Here is a 23113-nt window from a genome sequence, read left to right as displayed (position 1 = left end):
TAGTGCATTGGCCTGGACTTACCAATGAATTCGGTGATTAAAACTATCGATTCTCGTATATTATCTGTGACGTTGGCTCTGCCACTTTTGTTCTGCTGATATGCCTGAAAACGTTTTAAGCAGTATTTCATCTGTTTGCCCTAAAAAACCGAAGTAAAGTCATTACCGCTTGTGGGAATAGCACCTGTTAGGTGAGTTTATGTGTTATTCCTTTATTGCGCAAAGTTATGCCTCTATTTCGTAAGGAATAGTAAAAATGGAATTTCATCAATTTATATTTGAAGGTTTTTCTTTTCATAATGGTCAATTACTGACAAAAGATAAAGGCGCTATCTATTTAGCGCCTAAAGAGAGTGCGGTATTGTCCTTTATGCTACAAAACTCACATACCGTTATTTCAAAAGATGCAATAATTGAACATGTGTGGAAGGGGGGATTGGTCTCCGATGAGTCGTTGACGCGGTGTATTTATGTCTTGCGCCGCACGTTGGGTCACTCAAGAAAAAACAGATTCATCGATAACATCTACGGCAAGGGCTATCGTTTTGTCCCTGAGGTTCAAATCGCCAATCTCCCTACGAAAACGGCTCAGCCTGCCTTACCCGTGAGCCACAATGACATGACCGTCTCTGATGCTCCCGCTGAAAATAGAGCATGCAATATTGCATTGTTTATCTTTGAAATGCAGCATCGGTACCAAGCTATTTCACTTCACGATCAATTGATTGATTGGTTGCATTGTCTGGATTTGCCCATTAACGTTGTTTCGTCTTGTCTGACGCGTAGCGTCCAGGATTACAGTAGCTATCTGTCTGCAATCGAAAAGTCACAGGCAGACTATTATATTTCTGGTATGGAAATTCGGCATGGTGAAAAATCTATCATCCGTATTGAACTGACGCGTGCAAAGGACCACTCGGTGTTATATCGAGAAGGTGTCCATTTCACGAGCGATCATCACATCAATTACCGGCTGTTATGCAGGGCTATTCTTACGCTTCTGTCTGCGATTGATCCATCGATGGGGACGGATCCGGCAACGATCAATGCGCATCCTTTGAGCGCTAAAGTGGCGCAGCATGATGCATTGCAATTCTCACTTTCAGCGCTTGAGAAATTTATTCCTCAAGCAGTGAAATTAAGACGACATGGTGAAACCAGTATCAGTGACAGTATCAGTGAACTGTGTCGCATTGCCGGTTCTTACTATGCAGTAGCCAATCTGGGCTTGATGGATTATGAAAGTGTCCGACATGAAATGATGATCATTGTCGGCAAGATATTAGCGATTGAGCCTAATAACGTCATTGCCCTTTCTTTACAAGGGTTATTGCTTTGCGCTGAAAATAACAAGGAAGCAGCAAGTAAATTTCATTTGGCCATGTTATTATCACCCACTGTTGCAGAGGTGTATTATTATTATGCTTGTCATCTGGTGCGACAAGGTGATTTAGATAAAGCAATGCAGATGAATAATATGTGCATGGATCTCAATGACGCCTTTTATTCTCCTAAAATATTGTGTGTGATCATCAATTATCTCCTCGGTAATATCCAAGAGGCCGTGAGGTATGGCGAAGATACACTCAATACTGATTCCCCCGGAAATACGATAATGCGGGGATTGCTGGCGTTACTCTATGCGCGCCTTGGGGAGTTATGTAAAGCTCGGGCCATGGTAAAGGATATTGAAAAATATAAATGATCTTGTGAATTTATCGAGTATTGCTATAACGAAGTTGCTGGCGTTGTGTACCCAGGCACAACAAAACATTCAGCAATAAGCGCTGAACAAATGGGATTCTCGAGAGCCCATGCTGGGAATTCATTTTCCTTAGTATCTTGGATGATGTAAGGCCTGTGCTGATAATGAAGAGAGGGGGTTATTATTGATTTTAGTCTGTGAATTGAGATTAAATACCATTTAAAAATAGTGATGTCATCATTCGGTATTGTCTCCTTTCTTTGGGATTGCATTTATGGGGATGGTCGGGCGTGTTGATAGGGGATGGCCTGAATTTGTTAACTTACCGCCGAGTTTTCTAGGAAAGAAATCTCATCTTTCAACGCAAACTAAATGTGTATCACAATAAAATGATTAAGATACACGGTTTAATGCTATTTGTGCTATATAGCGATGTGAAGTTATAAAAATATAGGTGGATATTATATGGATATACATTACATCTGCTCTGCGTTTAAAACTGCCTACCAGATAGAAGATCTTGATTTCCTCGAGTTTGAAAGTAGTTTAGTGTTGTTTTCAAAAGAAAAAAGGATGATCTTCGAATTCCACTGCCAACCGGATAAAGCTGATGTGAAAAAGTGCATAGATGCATGGCTCTATCAGCGGGTTTTTGTACAAAGGATGCAGAAAAATTCTGAGCATGGGCTGGAAGTGAAGGAAATAATTAGGAAAATGACACATTAATTTTATTTAAGATTCAAGGTCGGGACGTGTTTTTTTTACTTAAAATTCAGTCTGTTATTTTAATTCTTGATGTTTCTTAATGAGAATGTTGATTTTTAATAACGTATTCTTTGGCCGAAATGAACTCAATGCAAGGTAATTGCTATGTTTATCATGATGATGAGCGTGTTTCATTCTTTTTGATATCCATGGCTGTGTTGCGTAAATGTAATCAAGAAACGCGGTTTGTTGACGATATTGCCTCTAGGCATCTATTCCTAGACCAAAGAGGCAAACCATGTTCAAAAACGTTAAAGTCATCACAGGGATTTCGATTGCCTTTGCTGTCTTTATTTTATTACAGATAATCACCAGCATACTGTTTTACTCCTCAGTAAATAACGATAAGCAAAACTTCCAAAAATCTGAAATCTTGAACTTTCAGCAAGAACAGCTTACTGATAGTTTTCAATCGCTTGTAAAGACTCGCGTTGTCATCACTCGCGTGGCCATCCGTTTTTTGAAAAACCAGAAAGATGAGAAATCCATTGCGGCAATCAATGCGCTTCTGGCAACCGCCAGCACGACGCTTGATACGGCCGAAAAACAGTTTAATCGCTATCAGTCTTCCCCCCGACTCGAAGGGCAAAGCGATGCCATTGCCAAAAAAGTTGAGAATGATTATCGCCAACTGCATGATATTTTTAAAATGTCGATCCAGTATCTGCAACGTGGCGACTATGACGCCTATGGCAATCTTGATGCTCAACTGGCGCAAGACAATTTAGAGCAGAGCTATAACACCTGGAGGGAGCAGAATAACAGGTTGGTCAGTGCCGGGCAGCGTGAAAATCTCTCCAGCTTTGTGTCAATGCAATGGACGATTGGGAGCATTGCGCTGGCATTGATTTTGGTTGTTGTGAGCGCGTGGGGTCTGCTACAACGCATTCTCTTCCAGCCGCTGAGCCGCGTTATCCATCATATTCGCGCGATATCCGGAGGCGATCTTACGCAGGCCATTGAGGCAGAAAGTAAGAATGAAATTGGCCAGCTCGCTTCACGTTTAAAAGAGATGCAAAGTTCCTTAATCACTACCGTGGGAGACGTTCGCACCAGTTCTGACAGTATCTATACCGGGGCCAGCGAAATCTCAGTGGGCAGTAACGATCTGTCGTCAAGAACCGAGCAGCAGGCTTCCGCATTGGAAGAAACGGCTGCAAGCATGGAACAGTTGACGGCAACAGTAAAACAGAACACCGACAATGCGCGACAAGCAGCTGCTTTGGCTAAAAATGCATCAGAAACAGCGCAGAAAGGTGGGAACGTCGTGAATACCGTTATTACCACCATGAAAGACATCTCTGAGAGTTCTACACAAATTGCGCATATTACCAATGTGATCGATGGCATCGCGTTTCAAACCAATATTCTGGCTCTGAATGCGGCGGTCGAAGCGGCGCGTGCCGGTGAGCAGGGGCGCGGGTTTGCAGTGGTGGCCGGAGAGGTGCGCAATTTAGCCCAAAGAAGCGCTCAAGCAGCAAAAGAGATAAAAAGCTTGATCGAAAATTCGGTTAGCCGTGTCAACACGGGGTCTGAGCAAGTCCAGGATGCGGGGGAAACCATGAAAGAGATCGTCACTGCGGTAACGCGTGTGACTGATATCATGGGCGAGATCGCTACCGCGTCAGATGAACAGAGCAGAGGCATTGAGCAGGTCAGTCAGGCTGTCGCAGAAATGGATGGGGTAACTCAGCAGAATGCGGCATTGGTAGAGCAATCTGCGGCAGCGGCAGTAGCGCTGGAAGATCAGGCTAACTATCTGCGTCAGGCCGTTGCGACCTTTAAAATTACTGAGGCAACGCGCGCTCAGGGGACGGCACAATCCTCGCAACGGGTGGTCTTGCCCGCCTCATTACCGGCATCCGCAAAGGTGCAGACCAAATCAGACAGTGGCAATTGGGAAACGTTTTAAACCTGTTGAACGCTGACCTTTTTCCCACCGTAGTATTCAGCAACTTACGGCGTTAGCGAGGGGGGATTTTATTCCCCCTTCTTCTCGGTCATTTGACCTATTTGCAGCATTTCATCCGCCCACAACGTGGCATCAAGCACGATGTGTATCATCTGTTGCTCGGTGATCTTCAGTTCCGTGATAAGCGTATTAACGTCTTGCCAATTCTGTTTTTCATATTCCGTTGCCAACATCAGGTAACGTGCATAGGTGCCGGTGTTTTCAAGCAGTGCCTGTTTTACCTCATTAGGCAGCTCTATTTCCGAGAGTAAAAGTGGCATCGGGCAGTCAAGGATGGCTTCCAGCGGGGAGAACAGGCCGCATAAAAACGCATTGATCGGGTCATCTTTCTTATTCTGATGTAGCGAAATCAGTTCACAGCACTTCGCTCTTAACAAACTCAACCGATACAGCTCAAAGGATTTATCTTTATCGCTTTGGCTGGTTATCGTGACCAGTGAGAGAAATCGGCGTAACTCTTTTTGTCCCAGCAGCATGGCAATGTAGCGGAAATTAGCCTGAAGTGGCATCAGGCTTAATTTGCTGCGCAGCCTGATATTATTGACATACCGCATTGCTTTGTAAGCGAGTGATACATCTTTGCTGAGCAGTTTTTCGATCTGTTCATAATTTAATTCTTGTTTGTTCACTTCGCTAAGTAGCTGTACTACGTTGTAATTATTCACAGAGAGTCGACGTGACTGGATGATCTCTGGTTTGCTAAAAAAGTACCCCTGAAAGAGGGAAATGCCTAATTGCTTTGCCTGTGAAAATTGTTCATGCGTCTCCACTTTTTCCGCGAGAAAGGTGATGTGTCGGTAGGGCAGTTTGTTGATGTAGGATGCAATGTCAGCAAAGGATGACAGCGTGAGATCGAATTTGAGCACATCAATGTAAGGTAGAAAACGATCCCATTCAGGTGCCATCAAAAAATCGTCCAGCGCGAGCTTAAAGCCTCGCTTTTTCAACCGTTTTACCGAGGCCAGCAAGGTGTCATCAGGCGGTGCATTTTCCAGAATTTCCAGTACCACCTTTTCTGGCGGTAGCGCCTCAACGAGACCATTGGTGAGCATCTGATGTGGAACGTTGATATAGCTGATGTGATCGTCAACCAGTCGACTTAGTGAATTCGTTAAAAACTGTTCCGTTATGATTTGTGCGGTGGCGTATTCCGGGGTGACATCAGGGAACGAATTGCGAATACCATCTCGGAAGAGCAGTTCATAAGCGACGGGCTGGAGGTTCTTATTTAAAATAGGCTGACGCGCAACAAATGAGTACATAGTAACCCTCTAGATAGGCTTAGTGACTATTTTATTATTTTTCAATTGACTAATCTTCTTTCTAGACGTTTAACCTGATTCCTATCTGGCAGTGCCCGACCCTGGACAATTTACATGTCACTAACCCTATATCGGCCAGAAACTGCTTTAATATTAGTCTTGTCAGGTAAGAATTACCGTAGTCTTACAAATATTTGACGTTGTTAGGGGATAGAACGCACCGAGAATCGGCGTGCAGTGGCGAAACACATGCCATGTATGGACAGGGGAAAGGGGGGGAAGGAGGCTGTCACTGGCAGGATCATGACGGCGACGACAACCTCCTTGGCAAATATCAGGCAATCTTTCTACTTTGTAGTGCGATACCGAGTGGCGGTGTCGTGACTGTCGGGTTTGCTCCGCCAGAGGGGCGTGACGCATTTACCTGGAATACGCTCATCAAGGAGACCAGGTGCTGCGCCTGATCGCGTAAACCGTCGGCAACGCTGCTTGATTCTTCCACCAATACCGTATTTTGCTGGGTGACGAGATCCAGTTGAGTGACAGCATCATTAATTTGTCTGACGCCTTGCTCCTGTTCTTGTGTGGTCACGCCAATCTCATTCACGCTCACCGCGACCTGGCGCGATTGTTTTACCAGTTCGTCAATGGTAGCCCCGGCCTGACTGACCAACTGTGAACCGTTATTAACACAGCTTACGCTATCCTGGATAAGCGTTTTAATTTCCTTTGCCGCGGATGCGGAACGTTGTGCCAGAGAACGAACTTCTCCAGCCACTACGGCAAAACCGCGCCCTTGTTCCCCGGCTCGCGCGGCTTCCACTGCGGCATTGAGCGCCAGTATATTGGTTTGGAAAGCAATACCATCAATAACGGCAATGATTTCATTGATCTTGTTTGAGCTTTGGCTAATTTCACTCATGGTTTGTACGATATCGGCGATGGCTTCACCGCTTTTGGCTGCAATACTGCTAGCCGTATCCGCTTGTTGCGTTGTGCTACGCACGGTGTCCGCATTTTGATGAATGGTTTGGCTGATTTGCTCAATCGATGCGGCGGTTTGTTGCAGGCTAGCCGCTTGCTGTTCAGTACGTTGACTCAGATTGGTACTGCTTGCTGCAATGTCGTTAGCCCCCACAGAGATAGATTCACTGCTCTCGCGGACTTCCAGCACGATATTGCGTAAATTATCGCGCATCTCTTGCATGGCGGTGAGCAGGCTGGTTTGATGCCCAGAGGGAATCGTAATGTGTGTGGCCAGATTACCTTGCGCTATTTGTTGGACAACCTGCATGGCGTAAGTCGGTTCGCCGCCCAGTTGCCTTTTAATATGCCGTGTCGTCAACCCGGCAATGGTCAGGCCCAATAGCGCTGCGATAGCGGCCAAGATCAACTGTATATTGCCAGACAGGCGTGCTCCCTGGGTCGATTCGGCAGCCGCCTGCGTGGTGCTGTCTTGTTGTTGTTGGATCATGGCTGAAATTTCTTGAAACAGCCGCATTTGTATCGGCTGTAACTTCTCTATCGCAAGGGATTGCGCATCCAGCAGTTGACCATTTTTTGCCAGATTCACGGTTTGCTGCGTGATTGCGATATAGTCAGCGTAGGTTTTGTTAAAATTATCGAGGGTGGCGAGCAAGTTCGGCAGCGAGATTTCTTCTTTTAACCGAGTCAGTAGCAGATTGTTGCCTCCCAACATTTGTTCGACGACGGCTTCGCTTTCTGCCTGACTGTTAATATCATCCTGGAATGCCATGATTAATGCGGCTTTGGTGGCACTGTTTAAGTTATCCTTTAAATCCTGCATTGAAATAAGATTGGTTAAATGGTGTTTCTCATAATATTCAATGTGATCGCTTGTTTTACTCAACGCAACCCGTCCAAAGGCGGCAACCAGCAAGCCGATGACAATAATGGCAGAGAAGCCAGCGCCTAGTAGAACACCGAGAGAGATATTTTTCATTGACCGCATATATTCCTCATGATGCTTTTTGATAATTATCGTTTTATGGCGACGATTCGTGTGGTATTACCACTCCTTTCACCTGTTGTTATCATACCCAACGCGCTGATGTTAGATAATACGAAATAGAAATGGCTCAATGCGTGTCAAATACGCTCTTTGTTACGTGTTTTTTTCTGTAATGAGGGGGATTTGTTTCTTTTGTGTAGTCGGGCGCGCGGCATTTCGATTGGGGGGCAATCAACAACGGCGATGTTATATGCGGTGTTGGAATAAATACCCGTGTTGTTAGTCCATAACGCTCATTGGTTATTGCTCTTTATCGTACCTGTACCGACCAAATTATGACAAAGTAGAATAATCGCGCGTCGAGGTATAATGGCACGTGTATACCCGTCATACTTCAAGTTGCATGTGCGTTGGCGGCACTCGCTTACCCGAATCACTTACTTATGTAAGCTCATCGGGATTCGCTTCCTTTCTGCCTGCAACTCGAATTATTTAGGGTATATATGTTGTACTGATTGCTATCGGTTTTATTGATAATGTCGTACCCGTATACCGGCTATACCAGCGCGTCATGGCGTAATAAACCTAATAATGGATGAAAAATGAAAGTATTAACGTTTGGGGAAATGATGTTGCGGCTTAAGCCGCAGGGCAATAACCGTATTATGCAGTCTGATGCATTTGAAGCGGCGTACGGTGGTGCAGAAGCTAACGTGGCGGTTTCTCTGGCTCTGCTGGGCAATGATTCTGCTTATCTTACCAAGCTGCCGGAAAATTTGCTGGGCGAGACGGCGCTCGCGACGTTACGTAAATACGGCGTTGATACGCATAAAATATTGCGTGGCGGTCCCCGCCTGGGAATCTATTTTTTTGAAAAAGGGGCCAGCGTCCGTTCTACCAATGTGGTTTACGATCGCGCAGGCAGTGCATTTGCTACGGCCAACCAAACGGAGTTTGATTGGGAAACACTGCTGCAAGACGTTGATTACTTCTATTTTTCGGGCATTACGCCAGCAATTTCTGCTGAATTGGAACATGCCGTGACCACCGCTTGTGTTTACTGCCAACAGCATAACATTCCGGTGGTGTGCGATATGAATTATCGCGGCAAAATGTGGTCTCCGGAAAAAGCGCAGCGCGTCATGTCAAAACTGATGAACTACGTGAGGATTTGCATTGCCAACGATGAGGATTTTGAAGCCACGCTGGGTATAAAGGCCTTTGATGGCGATATGTCACGTGGCATCGAACAGATTGATGCGTTCAAAGAGGGGATGATGGAGGTAACGCGCCGTTATCCGGGATGTAAAATGGTTGCCAGCGTACTGCGCAATATTCGCTCGGTCGAAGACAGTCAATGGATGGGGCTGTTGTTGAGCGATGGCGAGTTTCATGAAACGACGCGCTATAACCTGCATGTGATGGAAGGTGTTGCGGCCGGTGATGCCTTTGGTGCCGGGTTGATGCACGGTATCCTGCATCAGTTTGACGCGCAGGAGTCCATCGATTTTGCGATTGCGGCCAGCGTTTTGAAATTGACGATCAGCGGTGACTTGAACCTGGTACAGGAATCGGAGATCCGTGGCGTGATGAAAAAAGGTGGGGGCGCGAGCCTCAGCCGCTAACGGTTTTTGCTGCGATTCGCAAGCCGCGTGACGTTCTGGGCATGAAAGTTATTGTGCATAACGTTAATTGCGCATAAAACCAAGGGTGTGTGGGTTCAACACCCCTTGGTTTTTTACGTTGAGGTAAGGATGAATAATAACGTTTTGGTCGTGGTTGATATGCAGGTCGGCGTGTTGGCGATGCCACGCTACGATAGGGCGGGTAAGGCCGCATTGATCAATCAGCTGATTGATGTTGCCGACGTTGTTATTTTCATCCAGCATGCCGAAGGGGACATGGGCGTTGGTAGTGATTTATGGCAGATCATCCCAGAATTACACCAGCCAGAGCATGCGCACTATGTCACTAAAACCGCCTGCGATGCGTTTTGGAACACGACGCTGGATGCACTATTGCAACGGATGGGAACCCGTGCCTTTACCGTTTGCGGCTGTGCAACCGATTATTGCGTAGACACAACAATCAAAGTGGGGGCCAGCAAAGGCTATGCGATCACCGTGGCAGCAGATGCGCACACCACGGCGGATCGTACTTATGCCAGCGCCCAGGAGCTTATTGGTCAGCATAATGAGGTGTGGGCGGGACTGAGCCTGCCTGGGAATCCCATCGCTGTTATCCCCACCGCAACCCTTCTGAGCGCATGGCGTTCGCCGCGCTGAACTAGCGCGCCTGGGCTGTCAGTAAATCAATCTGCGCGGCGGCGGCGACACGGTGTAGGTATTCATTCACACGTGGCCCATAGTGAAGACCTTTCACGATAGTCAGCGATCGTAGGATTGGGAACAGGATAAAGTCCGTGGTGGAGACCGTTTTGTCCGCTGGGAGTAAGGTTTCCAATTCTGCCAATTTTTGCTCTACGTCGCGAATCAGCGCGGGGGTCTCTGCCAGAAGCGCCGATAAGTCGCCAAACGCTTTTTCTTCACGTTGTCGGAACGCCTGACGAGCGGGTTGTGTTGCCAGCTCGGCAAACTCACCTTCGGTGAAACGCGGAACTGCCAGTTTAAACACAACGCCAGAGGCTGATTTGCACCATGCTTCAATCGCACTGTCCACCGGTTGGTCTGCGACCTGCGGTGCTTTCAGGCTATCCACATAGTGAACAATGTCCATGCTTTCAGGCATGAAGCTGCCATCCTCTTTTTGCAGAATAGGGACGACCTTGCGACCAACCATTCGCGTTGGCGTTTCCACATCCCCCTCCATGATGATCGCCAGTTCAAACGGAGTGTTCTTCAGTCCAAAAATCATTCTGGCTCGCACACAGAACGGGCAATGCTCATAGGTAAATAATTTCATGCATGGTTCCTTGATGATGATAAAACCTGTCTGTCTGACGCCCTAACGCGTTATTGGTCAGACTAATACCAGAAACAGGGGGAGGTAAAGTCAGTGCGTGCGGATCGCCGCTGTTGACGTTCAGAATGTAACTGCATATGAAACAGCAAGGAAAAGGATAACGACGGGGTTGCACTGCTGGCACGGCGAACACAGGGATAGTGATAATTCCCTGATGATGCAAATCGTTATGTTTGAAAACCACGCTTTACATCCCTCGGGCTAACCTTACTTCGCACAGACACTTCTATACATTTCATCTGTTATTGTCTCTACATCCCTTTTCAATGTTGTGATTTCCATCCCTGTCAAGAGAGTCACTTTTCCCGCCCTCGAGGCGGGTTTTTTTTATCTGTTATTTGGCTGGCAGGGTCGTCACGATTTCCAGCATGCCGTTGATGACAAATTGAACCCCCATACACACCAGCAAGAACCCCATCAAGCGAGCAATGGCCTCAATACCGCTTTTACCCAGCAGGCGCACAATGTAACCAGAACTGCGTAGGCACACCCAGAGGATCACGCTGGTCATCAGGAAGGTGAGTACGGGTGCAACCGCGACCACCCAAGGGGTGATGGCAATTCCGCTTTTGATTTGCGACGAGGTACTAATAATGAGCGCGATGGTACCAGGTCCTGCTGTACTGGGCATGGCCAGTGGAACAAAGGCAATGTTCACCCGGTTTGCCGAAGGGCTTCGGTTAATTTCATCCGCCTTGCTGGCGGCTTCAGGCCCGTGTTCTCGTTGGTGGGGGGGTAAGAGCATTCGAAAACCGATGAAGGCCACGATCAGTCCACCGGCGATGCGCAATCCGGGAATAGAGATGCCCAGCGTATTCATGATCAGTTGCCCACCATAAAAGGCCACCATCATGATGATAAATACGTACAGTGAGGTTTGAAATATTTGCCGGTTGCGCTCCCCCTCACTCATGTCGCTCGACAACGCAAGAAATACCGCAATGGTGGTCAACGGGTTGGCCAAGGGCAAAATTAATACCAGGCCCAGACCAACGGTCTTAATGAGTTCCAGCATAGGGCCTCCAATGCATATTGGGCACTGCTCTTTTGGCGATAACGCAGACAGTGGCAGCGTATTCAGGCGAGTTACGCTGACGGTAATTGTTGCTCATCGGCCATCTTTTTAAAGCGCTCCAGCGTTTGTTTCAGCATATCGTTTGAAAATAACGTAAAGAGCTGGCCTACTTTTCTGCCAATCAGTCCACCCGGCGGTGTAAATCGAATCCACAAGGTGACATTCACTTCGCCATTGGGGGCGGGTGAGAATGTCAGCCTCCCTTCATTCGGAACCAGTGCGCCAGGGAGGGAACGCCAATGCATGGCTTCTCCCGGTTTCTCTTCCACGATGCGTGCTCGCCACTCTAACAGCGAACCGAGCGGCGTATTGGCGCGCCACAGGGAATCCGTCTGGTTAAGGATAGTGATCGTCGCAAAATGGCTCATCAGCACTGGCAGCGTTTCCGGCTTGCGCCACAAGGCATACAGTGCATCGGCAGAATGCGCGATAGTGATGCTCCCGCTTAAGGCATCAGGAGCGCGCTTGCTGGCAAAACCTAATGATTTAAAGAAAGAAGATGGCACGCAGGATCCTCAGTGATGTGGACTTACAGCTTACAACATTGCTGGTTATTTTTGCCGCTTCTTTCCACTTAGGCAAGGTTTACCCTGTTTCTGAGAGCGGTGAAGCTAACGTAAAGGTAAGAACATCAGACGTTCACTGTAATAGATGTCGCCCAGTTTCATCGCATCCGGCTCCTGCCCATATTGGCAAAAACCGGCCTTTTGATACAAGCGATACGCTGCCAAATTGGAGGACGTCACGCTCAGTAGCAATATGTGAGCCCGCGTGCGGGCGTGCGAAATGGTGTGATTGAGCAATTGCAGGGAAACGCCATTGCCCCGGTAGTCTGGTGCCACATACATGCCCCACACAATAGCTTTGTGGGCAGATTTCAGCTTCTGGGGACGTGTATAGCAGCACAGGCCAATCAGGCGCGCTTCGGGAGTGAAAGCACCGAAAATGACATTCTGCCTGATGCGTGCATCGAACCATGCGTCACTTTTCTGACTTTCTTCCTCCCAGGACGTCTGATAAGCATCAGGGTGATTCAACAGGCTTTCGAGTCGTAGCTGTTTGAAGGCAGGACAATCTGCCGTTCGTAGGCGTCGGATGGAGGGAAACGTCATGAACATTCTCCGCATCAGAGGAAAAAAGCCCCGAGGCGGGGCAGCATGTCGTTTACAAGCTATCATCTGTTATTATTATCTGCACACGATAATCGCGCGGTGTGACATTTTTATGACGGGTGAGTGGAGCGGATATAAAACAGCGTGAAGGAATACCGCATTTATTTTGTTATTATTTTCTGTTTTGTTGCGATATATCAATGCTGTTATTTTCGCTTGCTTTTATCGGTGATAAAACGCACCTGTATTTCGCTGAGATAATTAACATTTAACCTTACTCTTTACGGATTATTTACTTATTTTCCCTCTCGTGTTAATTTCCCTCCGCTTTTTTTGCGATAGGGGATTAATAACATGAATAATCCATTCACAGCGGCATGGAGTCGCAACGGTAACCTCCTGTGCCATGGGCACTGGATTATTACGTTTCAGTCCATGGCCTTTACCCTGCCTATGTCGTTTCAGGAAAAACATCTGGGAACGCTGGGAATATATTCAATCATCGATCCTGAGGATGAATTATATCGTGAAGGATTGGATGAAGATGAGTGGATTGTAGAAAATGTAGACTGGTTAGCCGACTGTTTCGAAAATAACCAGGTTCCTATTGAAGAGTGCTATTTCCGATTTTTTTATCAGGCAGTCAATCCGCAGGATTGGCGTTGTACCAGCTGCGCAGGTTGCATGTAATTCCACCAAACCCAGTGAACCCTTTTGTTCCCCTTCGTGTTTTAATCCCCACGGCTATCTCTGCTCTGCCGTCCCCTTTACTTTCTTATCGAATTCTGGAATAAGGCACGCAACAGCGTGGCAGGGTAGGGCGAACCCGTGTGAAAATGATACGCTGTGATGCTATACCCGTCATACTTCAAGCTGCAGGTGCGTTGGCGGCGTTCACTCACCCGAATCACTTACCTGAGTAAGCGCATCGGGATTCGTTCGCTTGCCGCGTTACGAGACGCATAAAGGCGTCTCGACCTAAAGGGCCAGCGCGAGCGCTGTTCAAAGCGTAAACGTTTTGTCCTGCAACTCGAATTATTTAAGGTATATACCCTCAATCAGCGTGGATACGTGGAGTGAACATGGAAACCGAGATTTTGCAGTTAAGCGCCCAGATTGGTGCGCGCTTGACGGCGTTGGGTGCAAAGGTGACCTGTGCAGAATCCTGTACGGGAGGCTGGATAGCGAAATCGATTACTGATGTAGCGGGGAGTTCCGGCTGGTTTGACTATGGATTTGTTACTTACAGCAATCAGGCAAAACAGCGCCTCATCGGTGTCAGTGAAAATACTCTCACCCATTATGGTGCGGTGAGTGAGCAAACCGTGCGGGAAATGGCGCAGGGTGCCTTGCGCGCAGCGGGGGCTGATTATTCACTTTCAGTGAGCGGCATTGCAGGCCCTGACGGCGGTTCTGATGAAAAGCCCGTTGGCACCGTCTGGTTTGGCTGGTGCGACAAGCACGGTAACCTACTGGCGCGTGAAATGCTGTTTCTTGGCGACAGGCATGCTGTACGACTTCAGGCCGTGCGTTTCGCACTTCAGATGCTTTTGGATGGATTTCTGCAAAAATAATCTTGATGCTGTATGTGTATACAGTATAATGCTGTTAATGATTCGGTGACACGCCTGTTTGATTACATACCAGTGTCAGTCACATAAAGCGCGCGGCCGTGTAGCGAGAGCGTTACGCCGCATGACAGGAGTAGAAATGGCTATTGACGAGAACAAACAAAAGGCATTGGCGGCTGCGCTGGGCCAGATCGAAAAGCAATTTGGTAAAGGTTCTATCATGCGTCTGGGCGAAGACCGCTCAATGGATGTTGAAACGATCTCTACCGGCTCCCTGTCACTCGATATTGCCTTGGGGGCCGGTGGGCTGCCAATGGGGCGCATCGTTGAAATCTACGGACCAGAATCGTCAGGTAAAACCACATTAACGCTGCAAGTTATCGCTGCTGCGCAGCGTGAAGGTAAAACCTGCGCATTTATCGATGCTGAGCATGCGCTCGATCCGATTTATGCCAAAAAGCTGGGTGTAGACATCGATAACCTGCTGTGTTCTCAGCCTGACACCGGCGAGCAGGCGTTAGAAATTTGTGATGCGTTGACGCGTTCAGGCGCGGTTGACGTGATCATCGTCGACTCCGTGGCGGCACTGACGCCGAAAGCGGAAATCGAAGGTGAAATCGGTGATTCTCACATGGGGCTGGCGGCTCGCATGATGAGCCAGGCAATGCGTAAGCTGGCCGGTAACTTGAAGCAGGCGAATACGCTGCTGATTTTTATCAACCAGATCCGTATGAAAATTGGCGTTATGTTTGGTAACCCGGAAACCACCACCGGGGGTAACGCACTGAAGTTTTATGCTTCTGTACGTCTCGATATCCGCCGCATTGGCTCCATCAAAGATGGAGAAGAAGTGGTGGGCAGCGAAACCCGCGTGAAAGTGGTGAAAAACAAAGTGGCGGCACCCTTTAAACAGGCTGAATTCCAGATCATGTACGGCGAAGGGATCAACATCCACGGTGAGTTGGTCGATCTTGGCGTGAAACATAAGCTGATTGAGAAGGCGGGTGCCTGGTATAGCTACAACGGTGACAAGATCGGGCAAGGCAAAGCGAATGCTTGCAATTACCTGAAAGAAAACCCGGCAGTGGCGGCCGAATTGGATAAAAAGCTGCGTGAAATGCTGCTGCACAATAAAGATCATGTGCCAGCACCAGCAAGCGAAGCGGGTTTCTATGATGATGCAGAAACTGCAGGCAATGAAAATAACGGCGAATTTTAAAACGCGTTAAGTCACTTGCAAGGAGCATGACAAGCAGTATCTACCGTTTGTTGTGCTCCCTCACCAACATGTACCTTCAATGACACCATCAACCCCCTCTGTCAACGCACTGACCATCGCCATGCGCCTGTTAGCGGTTCGCGATCACAGCGAAGGGGAGCTACGTCGCAAGTTGACGGCTCGCGTTGATCCGTCATTTGACGCTGTGGATATTGATGCCGCCTTGGCATATTGTCATGAGCACGGCTGGTTGGATGATGCGCGATTTGCCCTGCGCTACCTGCATGGGCGAAGCCGAAAGGGCTATGGCGCTCAGCGTATTGTGGCAGAATTACGTCAGAAAGGCCTTTCGCATTCTGTCATTTCATCCGCATTGCTGGAATGTGAAATTGACTGGTTTGCCTTAGCGCAGCAGGTCGCAACGCGTAAATTTGGTGATGTGCCGCCAATTGACTGGAAAGAAAAAGCAAAACAGCAGCGATACTTGTTAACTCGCGGCTTTTCGCATGATGAAATTCAGGACATTTATACGAATTTTTCGCATTGAATGCATCCGGTGTTTTACTTCCCTCCGAAGAAAATTTATCTTATTCCCACTTTTTGTTCGTGAGTTGCACGGGTAGCGTCACTCTGCTGCACTAGCCTTGCCCACGATCTGTTCTTTTAGTTTCATTCCAGGACAATTATGAGCAAGAGCACCGCTGAGATCCGTCAAGCGTTTCTCGATTTTTTCCAGAGTAAAGGACACCAGATCGTTTCCAGTAGTTCGCTGGTGCCGAATAACGATCCGACATTGCTGTTTACCAACGCGGGAATGAACCAGTTCAAGGATGTTTTCCTGGGGCTGGACAAGCGCAACTACGTGCGTGCTACCACGTCACAACGCTGCGTGCGTGCAGGCGGTAAGCATAACGATTTAGACAACGTCGGGTACACCGCGCGTCACCACACGTTCTTTGAAATGCTGGGTAATTTCAGCTTCGGTGACTACTTCAAGCGTGATGCCATTCAATATGCATGGGAACTGCTGACCGGTGCGCAATGGTTTAACCTGCCCAAAGAGAAATTATGGGTAACGGTATATGCCACCGACGATGAAGCCTATGACATCTGGGCAAACGAAGTCGGCGTACCCGCCGAGCGCATTATCCGTATTGGCGACAATAAGGGCGGTCAATACGCGTCTGATAACTTCTGGCAGATGGGCGATACTGGCCCGTGTGGTCCGTGTTCGGAAATTTTTTACGATCATGGCGACCACATTCAGGGCGGCCCTCCGGGAAGTCCGGATGAAGATGGCGATCGCTATATCGAGATCTGGAACCTGGTATTTATGCAGTTCAACCGTCAGGCTGATGGCACCATGGTTCCGCTGCCTAAACCGTCTGTCGATACTGGGATGGGGTTGGAGCGTGTTACTGCGGTATTGCAACACGTCAACTCCAACTACGAGATCGATGTCTTTACCACATTGATCCAGGAAGCGGCGCGCATTATTGGTACGCAGGATTTGAGCAACAAATCCTTGCGTGTTATCGCTGACCATATCCGCTCCTGCGCATTCCTGATCGCGGATGGTGTGATGCCATCTAACGAAAACCGTGGGTATGTGCTGCGCCGTATTATTCGTCGCGCAGTGCGTCACGGTAATTTCCTCGGTGCCAAAGACGCCTTCTTCTATAAATTGGTTGCACCATTGATTCAGGTCATGGGTGCTGCGGCTGATGAATTGAAACAGCAGCAAGCCGCCGTTGAACAGGCGCTGAAAGCGGAAGAAGAGCAGTTCGCTCGTACGCTGGAACGCGGCCTTAGCCTGCTAGACGACGAGATCAAAAACCTGAAAGGGAACGTGCTGGACGGTGAGACGGCGTTTCGTCTGTATGACACTTACGGTTTCCCGTTCGATTTAACGGAAGACGTGTGTCGTGAGCACGAACTGACGGTGGACAAGGACGGTTTTGAGCGTGCGATGGAAGCACAACGCCAGCGCGCGCGTGAAACCAGCGGGTTCGGTGTCGATTATAACACCCTGATTCGTGTAGATGTTGCCACGCCGTTTACGGGATACGACAAGACGCAGCAGCAAGCTACGGTTATCGCGCTCTATCAAAACGGGCAAGCCGTGGATGCGATCAACGCCGGTGAAGAGGGGGTGGTTATCCTCAACGAAACACCGTTCTATGGTGAATCAGGCGGTCAGGTCGGTGATACCGGGACACTGCATAATGCCAACGTGCGCTTTACCGTTGGGAACACCCAAAAGTTTGGCCAGGCAATCGGTCATCTGGGTGCTCTGACGCAGGGTACGCTACGCGTCAATGATACGGTGAATGCTGACGTCGACAGTGAGCGTCGCGATCGTATTCGTCTTAACCACTCCGCCACTCACTTGCTGCACGCTGCACTGCGTCAGGTACTGGGCGATCACGTTGCGCAGAAAGGCTCGTTGGTTAACGATAACTACCTGCGCTTTGACTTCTCGCAACCGGAAGCCATGACGGCAGAGCAAATCCGTCAGGTGGAAGATATTGTCAACGCGCAGATTCGTCGTAACCACGACGTTGACACTAACGTGATGGCGTTGTCGGAAGCAAAAGCGAAAGGTGCAATGGCTCTGTTCGGCGAGAAGTATGAAGACCATGTGCGTGTATTAACCATGGGCGACTTCTCCACTGAGCTGTGCGGCGGTACGCACGCCAAACGCACCGGAGATATCGGTCTGTTCCAGATTATCTCTGAATCCGGTACCGCGGCGGGTATTCGACGCATTGAAGCCGTAACGGGGAGCGGGGCATTGGCTGCACTGCATCGTCAAAGTGACGTATTGCAGGATGTGACCCAACTGGTCAAAGGCGACAGTCATAACGTGGCGGAAAAAGTACGTTCCCTGCTGGATCGTACGCGCCAGTTGGAAAAAGAGCTGCAACTGTTGAAAGAACAGCAGGCAGCCCAGGAAAGTGCCTCGCTCTCCTCGAAGGCGAAGGAGATCAAGGGGGCGAAACTGTTGGTAACACAGTTAGATAACACCGACCCGAAATTATTGCGTACTATGGTGGACGATCTGAAGAACCAGCTCGGTTCAGCCATCATTGTGCTGGCAACTGTTTCAGAGGATAAAGTCAGTTTGATTTCCGGTATCACGAAGGATTTGACCGATCGGGTTAAAGCCGGTGAGCTGATTGGCTTTATTGCTCAGCAGGTCGGTGGTAAAGGGGGCGGGCGTCCTGATATGGCACAAGCCGGTGGGAACAACCCTGCAGCTTTACCTTCAGCGCTATCTAGCGTTGAAACATGGGTAACGGATAGGCTATAACTATAAATAGTGTGTTATCTCAACGAAACGCCAAAATATTTATTTTGGCGTTTTCCCCTTAGAGCAGGGACGTATTCTGGGGGGAAATAGCGATCTGCCGAGCTTGTGTTGGTTAGCGGAGCATGCCGTAGCCCTTTGTTGTGATAACAAATGTCGTGATAAAACAGCGAAAACGGCTGACATCGACTAAACTAAAAGTAACGATACACTGGAGTAAGATGGCGGAGTGCGTTTCCCCATTTAGGTTTATGTTTTCACGGCGCATGATGGAGAATGGCGGGGAGACAAAGAGACCCGACTCTTTATAATCTTTCAAGGAGCAAAGAATGCTTATTTTGACTCGTCGAGTTGGCGAAACCCTCATGATTGGCGATGAGGTGACGGTTACCGTGCTAGGGGTAAAGTGCAACCAGGTTCGTATTGGTGTTAATGCGCCGAAAGAAGTTTCTGTTCACCGCGAAGAGATTTACCAGCGGATCCAAGCGGAAAAGTCGCAACCGACGTCCTACTGATTTACCAAGCGTCTCGCCATTTCGGCGGGACGCGTTCGTTTTAGCTTCCCTGTACATCCTCCCATGCCGTTTTAGTTGCCGATGAGTGCGTTTTTTCAGAGGCATCAATAGCTGTTGACGCTGTTGATAAAATAGACTTTTCGCTGTGAATCTGCGTGTGTTGGGTGTGATTTGTTCAAACAACCACGAGTTAGGAAAAATTGTTTGACTTATAAGTCCGGGAAAGTAATATGTGCGCCACGCAGTACCGGTGAGCACGATGAAGGAAACATCATCATCGCAGTTTAAAGGTAAGCGTATTGGTGAGGTGGCCGAGAGGCTGAAGGCGCTCCCCTGCTAAGGGAGTATGCGGTCAAAAGCTGCATCGAGGGTTCGAATCCCTCCCTCACCGCCATTTACTGCGCATCCATAGCTCAGCTGGATAGAGTACTCGGCTACGAACCGAGCGGTCGGAGGTTCGAATCCTCCTGGATGCACCATAATGCTGATGATAAATGAAGAAAATCGTTCTATCGGTCAAGGGTTATGTAAGCAGTGAATGTTGAGGTTTTTGCACGTCATAAGCAGACGTCGCTTGATACAAAGAATTTTTATGCATCCATAGCTCAGCTGGATAGAGTACTCGGCTACGAACCGAGCGGTCGGAGGTTCGAATCCTCCTGGATGCACCATTCCTCTTGTTGTGACGTTGATTATCTTCCGCTTGTTCTCTGATTTCACCCTCGCGTTACCTACACTCGCTTCACATATTTCAGCCAACGGTTGATACCCAAATAACCCTGCTTTTTGTAGTTTTATTGAACCAGCGACATCATTTTGACTTTGCGCTAAAGTAACGGCTCTTTTGCGCTATTCACGGAGTCACGATGTACGATCGTTATCAAGGTCTGATTTTTGATATGGATGGCACCATCCTCGATACCGAGCCCACACACCGCGCTGCCTGGCACCAGATTCTGGGCAAATACGGCATGACCTATAATGCTCAGGAGATGGTGGCGTACAATGGTGCTCCCATTGAGAAAATCGCAGCAGTGATCCTGGCCCGGCATAACGTGGATATGGATCCAAAGGCACTGGCGACTGAAAAGCTGGCGCTGGTGGAAGAGATGCTGTTTGATACCGTTAAGCCGCTGCCCTTGATTGAGGTAGTGAAAGCGTATCAGGGGCGTCGACCGATGACGGTTGGCACCGGTAGCCCACGCCATCTGGCTGACAGGCTGCTACGTCATCTTGGCTTGCGCGACTACTTTGTTGGTATTGTCGGTGCCGAGGATGTGCTGCATCATAAACCGTTTCCTGACACCTTCCTGCGCTGCGCCCAGCTCATGCAGGTAGCGCCTGAAACCTGTGTCGTTTTTGAAGATGCGGATTTTGGCATTGAGGCTGCGCAGCGTGCAAACATGGCTGTTGTCGATGTGCGCACGCGGTGAGTGCCTTTTGGGGGCTGGTTTCTCTCTTCTGGAGTAGTTTTCTCAGTGCGACATTATTGCCCGGCAGCTCTGAAGTGCTGCTGGTCTCTTTATTGGTGGCGAAGGTTACCGGCGCGGTGCCGCTGATTGTGGTGGCGACGATAGGCAACACGCTGGGCGGCATGACCAATCTGGTATTGGGGCGTATTTTGCCACAGCCAAAACCGCGTACCGGCACGTCGACGGCACTACGCTGGTTGCAGCGTTATGGTCCGGCAGCGTTGTTGTTGAGTTGGGTGCCGGTTATTGGTGATGTGCTGTGCGTGGCTGCGGGATGGCTGCGCATGCCCTGGTTGTATTCCACGCTTTTTATCTGTATCGGGAAAGCGCTGCGTTATATCGTGGTGGCCATCGTGGCATTACAAGGAATGACTTTGTGGTCATAACGTGTAGCACTGTATTTTAGTAGAGATGATACGATTTCATTATGCGAACAATCATTACATCTAACAGCGGGAGGTCGATTTGATCCCGGATATATCACAAGCGTTGACCTGGCTTGAACATCACCCTGATGCGGTGAAGGGGATTCAACGCGGTATTGAACGCGAAACGTTACGCGTACAGCCCAATGGACATTTGGCACAGACAGGACACCCAGAAAATTTAGGGGCGGCATTAACCCATCCCTGGATCACAACGGATTTCGCAGAAGCCTTATTAGAATTTATTACGCCTGTTGATCAGGATGTCGATCACCTGTTGGCATTCTTACAGGACATTCACCGCTATGTCGCGCGTAACATGGGGTCTGAGCGGTTGTGGCCGTTCAGCATGCCGTGTTTCATTCCCGATGAGACCAATATCGAGCTGGCTCAGTACGGCACATCGAACGTTGGCCGGTTTAAAACGCTCTACCGCGAGGGGTTGAAAAACCGCTATGGGGCGTTGATGCAGACTATTTCCGGTGTGCACTACAACTTTTCGCTGCCGCTGGCATTCTGGCAAGCGCGTGCGGGCGTGGCTGACGCTGAAAGTGGCAAACAGGAGATATCTGCCGGCTATTTTCGTTTGATCCGTAACTACTACCGTTTCGGATCGGTGATTCCTTACCTGTTTGGCGCATCGCCTGCCATCTGCTCTTCTTTTTTACAGGGGAGAGAAACGGCACTGCCGTTCGAACGTGGCGAAAACGGGCTCTATTATCTTCCCTACGCCACCTCGTTGCGTTTGAGCGATCTGGGCTACACCAATAAATCGCAGAGCAACCTGGGCATCACGTTTAACACATTGGATGAATATGTAGCAGCACTGAAGCGCGCGATCAAAACGCCGTCAGCGGAATATGCCGCGATGGGTGTTAAACAAGGCGACCGCTACTTGCAGCTCAATACTAACGTGTTGCAGATTGAAAATGAGCTGTATGCGCCGATCCGTCCTAAACGTGTAACGCGCAGTGGCGAAACACCCTCTGATGCGTTGATGCGTGGCGGCATTGAGTATATTGAAGTGCGCTCATTGGATATCAATCCCTTTACGCCGTCAGGCGTTAGCGCCGAGCAGGTGCGTTTCCTCGATCTGTTCCTGATCTGGTGCGCATTGGCTGATGCGCCGGAAATGGATAGCGCTGAACTGCAATGTACCCGTAAAAACTGGAACCGCATTATTCTGGAAGGGCGTAAACCGGGTTTGACCGTCGGTATGGGATGTGAAACGCGACAGCATCCCTTGGCTGAGGTTGGGCATGCGTTGTTCCGCGATCTGCGCCGTGTGGCAGAAGTGCTGGATAGAGAACACGAACAGCCCTATTATCAGCAGGTTTGCGACGCGCTGAGCGTAGGGTTCGATAAACCGGAAAATACGTTCTCTGGGCGTCTGTTACCGTTATTGAAAGCGCAGGGCTGCGGTAATCTTGGCTTGACGCTGGCAGACCGCTATCGTGAGCAGCTTAGTCAGGAGCCTTTGGCCGTGTTGACGGAGGCGCAGTTTATTGCCGAGAGCGAACGTGCCTGGCAAAAACAGCGCGCGCTGGAGGCGCAGGATACGCTGTCGTTCGAGGACTATTTGGCAGCGACTCAGGCTTAAGCGGACAGTAGATAAAGAAAAGGCCACGGTATAAGCCGTGGCCGAAAAACATCTCTGAGAAATAGGGATGATGATAATAAATGCGCGTCTTTCATAGAGCCAGACTCGTTGGGAACCAAAAAGTTTCTTGGAAAGATGAAAAAAGTCATTTTTTTT

The 23113-nt window shown here is 48.9% G+C and carries 20 protein-coding genes and 3 tRNA genes; 17 read left to right on the top strand and 6 right to left on the bottom strand.

From position 1 onward, the window contains the following. Positions 1 to 256 precede the first annotated feature (256 nt). The 3 genes from K6K13_RS16170 (at position 257) to K6K13_RS16160 (ending at position 4382) form a co-directional block, all read left to right on the top strand. On the top strand, positions 257 to 1705 hold the full coding sequence (locus K6K13_RS16170; protein WP_222157902.1) for a winged helix-turn-helix domain-containing protein: 1449 nt from the start codon (positions 257 to 259) through the stop codon (positions 1703 to 1705). Positions 1706 to 2170: 465 nt separating this feature from the next. Next, the gene (locus K6K13_RS16165) at positions 2171 to 2431 is read left to right on the top strand and encodes a hypothetical protein (protein ID WP_222157901.1); all 261 of its coding nucleotides are present in this window, start codon (positions 2171 to 2173) and stop codon (positions 2429 to 2431) included. 277 nt (positions 2432 to 2708) lie between these two features. Further along, positions 2709 to 4382 (top strand): methyl-accepting chemotaxis protein, encoded by a 1674-nt coding sequence (locus tag K6K13_RS16160; RefSeq protein WP_222157900.1) that lies wholly within the window; start codon positions 2709 to 2711, stop codon positions 4380 to 4382. A 68-nt stretch (positions 4383 to 4450) separates the two neighbouring features. Here the strand turns inward: K6K13_RS16160 and K6K13_RS16155 are convergent, their stop codons facing one another. Both K6K13_RS16155 and K6K13_RS16150 read right to left on the bottom strand, forming a co-directional pair. Further along, positions 4451 to 5704: an EAL and HDOD domain-containing protein gene (locus K6K13_RS16155; protein WP_222157899.1), complete on the bottom strand. Its 1254-nt coding sequence runs from the start codon at positions 5702 to 5704 to the stop codon at positions 4451 to 4453. A gap of 334 nt (positions 5705 to 6038) precedes the next feature. After that, positions 6039 to 7667, bottom strand: coding sequence for a methyl-accepting chemotaxis protein (locus K6K13_RS16150; RefSeq protein ID WP_252120321.1), 1629 nt, complete (start codon positions 7665 to 7667; stop codon positions 6039 to 6041). A 611-nt stretch (positions 7668 to 8278) separates the two neighbouring features. Between K6K13_RS16150 and K6K13_RS16145 the strand changes: the two genes are divergently transcribed. Both K6K13_RS16145 and K6K13_RS16140 read left to right on the top strand, forming a co-directional pair. After that, positions 8279 to 9301, top strand: coding sequence for a sugar kinase (locus tag K6K13_RS16145; protein WP_222157897.1), 1023 nt, complete (start codon positions 8279 to 8281; stop codon positions 9299 to 9301). A gap of 129 nt (positions 9302 to 9430) precedes the next feature. Continuing rightward, the gene (locus K6K13_RS16140) at positions 9431 to 9961 is read left to right on the top strand and encodes an isochorismatase family protein (RefSeq protein WP_222157896.1); all 531 of its coding nucleotides are present in this window, start codon (positions 9431 to 9433) and stop codon (positions 9959 to 9961) included. A gap of 1 nt (position 9962) precedes the next feature. Here K6K13_RS16140 and grxB read toward each other — a convergent pair whose 3' ends face one another. From grxB to K6K13_RS16120, 4 genes are all read right to left on the bottom strand, one after another. Beyond that, complete coding sequence (gene grxB / locus K6K13_RS16135; RefSeq protein WP_222157895.1) at positions 9963 to 10598, bottom strand: glutaredoxin 2; 636 nt, start codon at positions 10596 to 10598, stop codon at positions 9963 to 9965. A 394-nt stretch (positions 10599 to 10992) separates the two neighbouring features. Continuing rightward, complete coding sequence (locus tag K6K13_RS16130) at positions 10993 to 11673, bottom strand: MarC family NAAT transporter (protein ID WP_222157894.1); 681 nt, start codon at positions 11671 to 11673, stop codon at positions 10993 to 10995. Positions 11674 to 11744: 71 nt separating this feature from the next. Beyond that, positions 11745 to 12239, bottom strand: coding sequence for an SRPBCC family protein (locus K6K13_RS16125; RefSeq protein WP_222157893.1), 495 nt, complete (start codon positions 12237 to 12239; stop codon positions 11745 to 11747). Positions 12240 to 12344: 105 nt separating this feature from the next. After that, the gene (locus tag K6K13_RS16120; protein ID WP_222157892.1) at positions 12345 to 12845 is read right to left on the bottom strand and encodes a GNAT family N-acetyltransferase; all 501 of its coding nucleotides are present in this window, start codon (positions 12843 to 12845) and stop codon (positions 12345 to 12347) included. A gap of 354 nt (positions 12846 to 13199) precedes the next feature. Here K6K13_RS16120 and K6K13_RS16115 point away from each other — a divergent pair, with 354 nt between their 5' ends. The 12 genes from K6K13_RS16115 to gshA all read left to right on the top strand — a co-directional run bounded on the left by K6K13_RS16115 (position 13200) and on the right by gshA (position 22957). Continuing rightward, positions 13200 to 13535, top strand: coding sequence for a PM0253 family protein (locus K6K13_RS16115; protein ID WP_222157891.1), 336 nt, complete (start codon positions 13200 to 13202; stop codon positions 13533 to 13535). Positions 13536 to 13927: 392 nt separating this feature from the next. Next, complete coding sequence (gene pncC / locus K6K13_RS16110) at positions 13928 to 14419, top strand: nicotinamide-nucleotide amidase (protein ID WP_222157890.1); 492 nt, start codon at positions 13928 to 13930, stop codon at positions 14417 to 14419. A 136-nt stretch (positions 14420 to 14555) separates the two neighbouring features. Further along, positions 14556 to 15635 (top strand): recombinase RecA, encoded by a 1080-nt coding sequence (recA, locus tag K6K13_RS16105; protein WP_222157889.1) that lies wholly within the window; start codon positions 14556 to 14558, stop codon positions 15633 to 15635. 79 nt (positions 15636 to 15714) lie between these two features. After that, positions 15715 to 16182, top strand: coding sequence for a regulatory protein RecX (locus K6K13_RS16100; RefSeq protein WP_222157888.1), 468 nt, complete (start codon positions 15715 to 15717; stop codon positions 16180 to 16182). 138 nt (positions 16183 to 16320) lie between these two features. Further along, positions 16321 to 18948 carry an alanine--tRNA ligase gene (alaS, locus tag K6K13_RS16095; protein WP_222157887.1) on the top strand — a complete coding sequence of 876 codons (2628 nt, stop codon included), beginning with the start codon at positions 16321 to 16323 and terminating at the stop codon, positions 18946 to 18948. 326 nt (positions 18949 to 19274) lie between these two features. After that, the gene (csrA, locus tag K6K13_RS16090; RefSeq protein WP_222157886.1) at positions 19275 to 19460 is read left to right on the top strand and encodes a carbon storage regulator CsrA; all 186 of its coding nucleotides are present in this window, start codon (positions 19275 to 19277) and stop codon (positions 19458 to 19460) included. A 301-nt stretch (positions 19461 to 19761) separates the two neighbouring features. After that, positions 19762 to 19854 (top strand) — tRNA-Ser (locus K6K13_RS16085). Between the two features lie 8 nt (positions 19855 to 19862). Continuing rightward, positions 19863 to 19939, top strand: a tRNA-Arg gene (locus K6K13_RS16080). Between the two features lie 115 nt (positions 19940 to 20054). Continuing rightward, positions 20055 to 20131: transfer RNA gene (locus K6K13_RS16075), tRNA-Arg, on the top strand. 195 nt (positions 20132 to 20326) lie between these two features. Beyond that, positions 20327 to 20893 (top strand): fructose-1-phosphate/6-phosphogluconate phosphatase, encoded by a 567-nt coding sequence (gene yqaB, locus K6K13_RS16070; protein WP_222157885.1) that lies wholly within the window; start codon positions 20327 to 20329, stop codon positions 20891 to 20893. After that, a complete protein-coding gene (locus tag K6K13_RS16065) occupies positions 20890 to 21318 on the top strand; it encodes a YqaA family protein (RefSeq protein WP_222157884.1) in 429 nt (142 codons plus the stop codon). The genes yqaB and K6K13_RS16065 overlap by 4 nt, the downstream gene beginning before the upstream one ends. Positions 21319 to 21397: 79 nt before the next feature. After that, positions 21398 to 22957 carry a glutamate--cysteine ligase gene (gshA, locus tag K6K13_RS16060; protein WP_222157883.1) on the top strand — a complete coding sequence of 520 codons (1560 nt, stop codon included), beginning with the start codon at positions 21398 to 21400 and terminating at the stop codon, positions 22955 to 22957. Positions 22958 to 23113 lie beyond the last annotated feature (156 nt).

It is taken from the genome of Symbiopectobacterium purcellii (genome assembly GCF_019797845.1).
Taxonomy (GTDB): Bacteria; Pseudomonadota; Gammaproteobacteria; order Enterobacterales; family Enterobacteriaceae; genus Symbiopectobacterium; species Symbiopectobacterium purcellii.
Note: the sequence above shows the minus strand (reverse complement) of the source record. Positions and strands in the feature narration are given on the sequence as shown.

Coding starts and splice junctions, on each gene's coding strand:
- K6K13_RS16120 (WP_222157892.1), bottom strand. CDS start 12,845: ATGACGTTTCCCTCCATCCGACGCCTACGAACGGCAGATTGTCCTGCC.
- K6K13_RS16145 (WP_222157897.1), top strand. CDS start 8,279: ATGAAAGTATTAACGTTTGGGGAAATGATGTTGCGGCTTAAGCCGCAG.
- K6K13_RS16150 (WP_252120321.1), bottom strand. CDS start 7,667: ATGAAAAATATCTCTCTCGGTGTTCTACTAGGCGCTGGCTTCTCTGCC.
- K6K13_RS16100 (WP_222157888.1), top strand. CDS start 15,715: ATGACACCATCAACCCCCTCTGTCAACGCACTGACCATCGCCATGCGC.
- K6K13_RS16155 (WP_222157899.1), bottom strand. CDS start 5,704: ATGTACTCATTTGTTGCGCGTCAGCCTATTTTAAATAAGAACCTCCAG.
- yqaB (WP_222157885.1), top strand. CDS start 20,327: ATGTACGATCGTTATCAAGGTCTGATTTTTGATATGGATGGCACCATC.
- K6K13_RS16140 (WP_222157896.1), top strand. CDS start 9,431: ATGAATAATAACGTTTTGGTCGTGGTTGATATGCAGGTCGGCGTGTTG.
- K6K13_RS16160 (WP_222157900.1), top strand. CDS start 2,709: ATGTTCAAAAACGTTAAAGTCATCACAGGGATTTCGATTGCCTTTGCT.
- pncC (WP_222157890.1), top strand. CDS start 13,928: ATGGAAACCGAGATTTTGCAGTTAAGCGCCCAGATTGGTGCGCGCTTG.
- grxB (WP_222157895.1), bottom strand. CDS start 10,598: ATGAAATTATTTACCTATGAGCATTGCCCGTTCTGTGTGCGAGCCAGA.
- alaS (WP_222157887.1), top strand. CDS start 16,321: ATGAGCAAGAGCACCGCTGAGATCCGTCAAGCGTTTCTCGATTTTTTC.
- csrA (WP_222157886.1), top strand. CDS start 19,275: ATGCTTATTTTGACTCGTCGAGTTGGCGAAACCCTCATGATTGGCGAT.
- K6K13_RS16130 (WP_222157894.1), bottom strand. CDS start 11,673: ATGCTGGAACTCATTAAGACCGTTGGTCTGGGCCTGGTATTAATTTTG.
- K6K13_RS16170 (WP_222157902.1), top strand. CDS start 257: ATGGAATTTCATCAATTTATATTTGAAGGTTTTTCTTTTCATAATGGT.
- K6K13_RS16115 (WP_222157891.1), top strand. CDS start 13,200: ATGAATAATCCATTCACAGCGGCATGGAGTCGCAACGGTAACCTCCTG.
- recA (WP_222157889.1), top strand. CDS start 14,556: ATGGCTATTGACGAGAACAAACAAAAGGCATTGGCGGCTGCGCTGGGC.
- K6K13_RS16165 (WP_222157901.1), top strand. CDS start 2,171: ATGGATATACATTACATCTGCTCTGCGTTTAAAACTGCCTACCAGATA.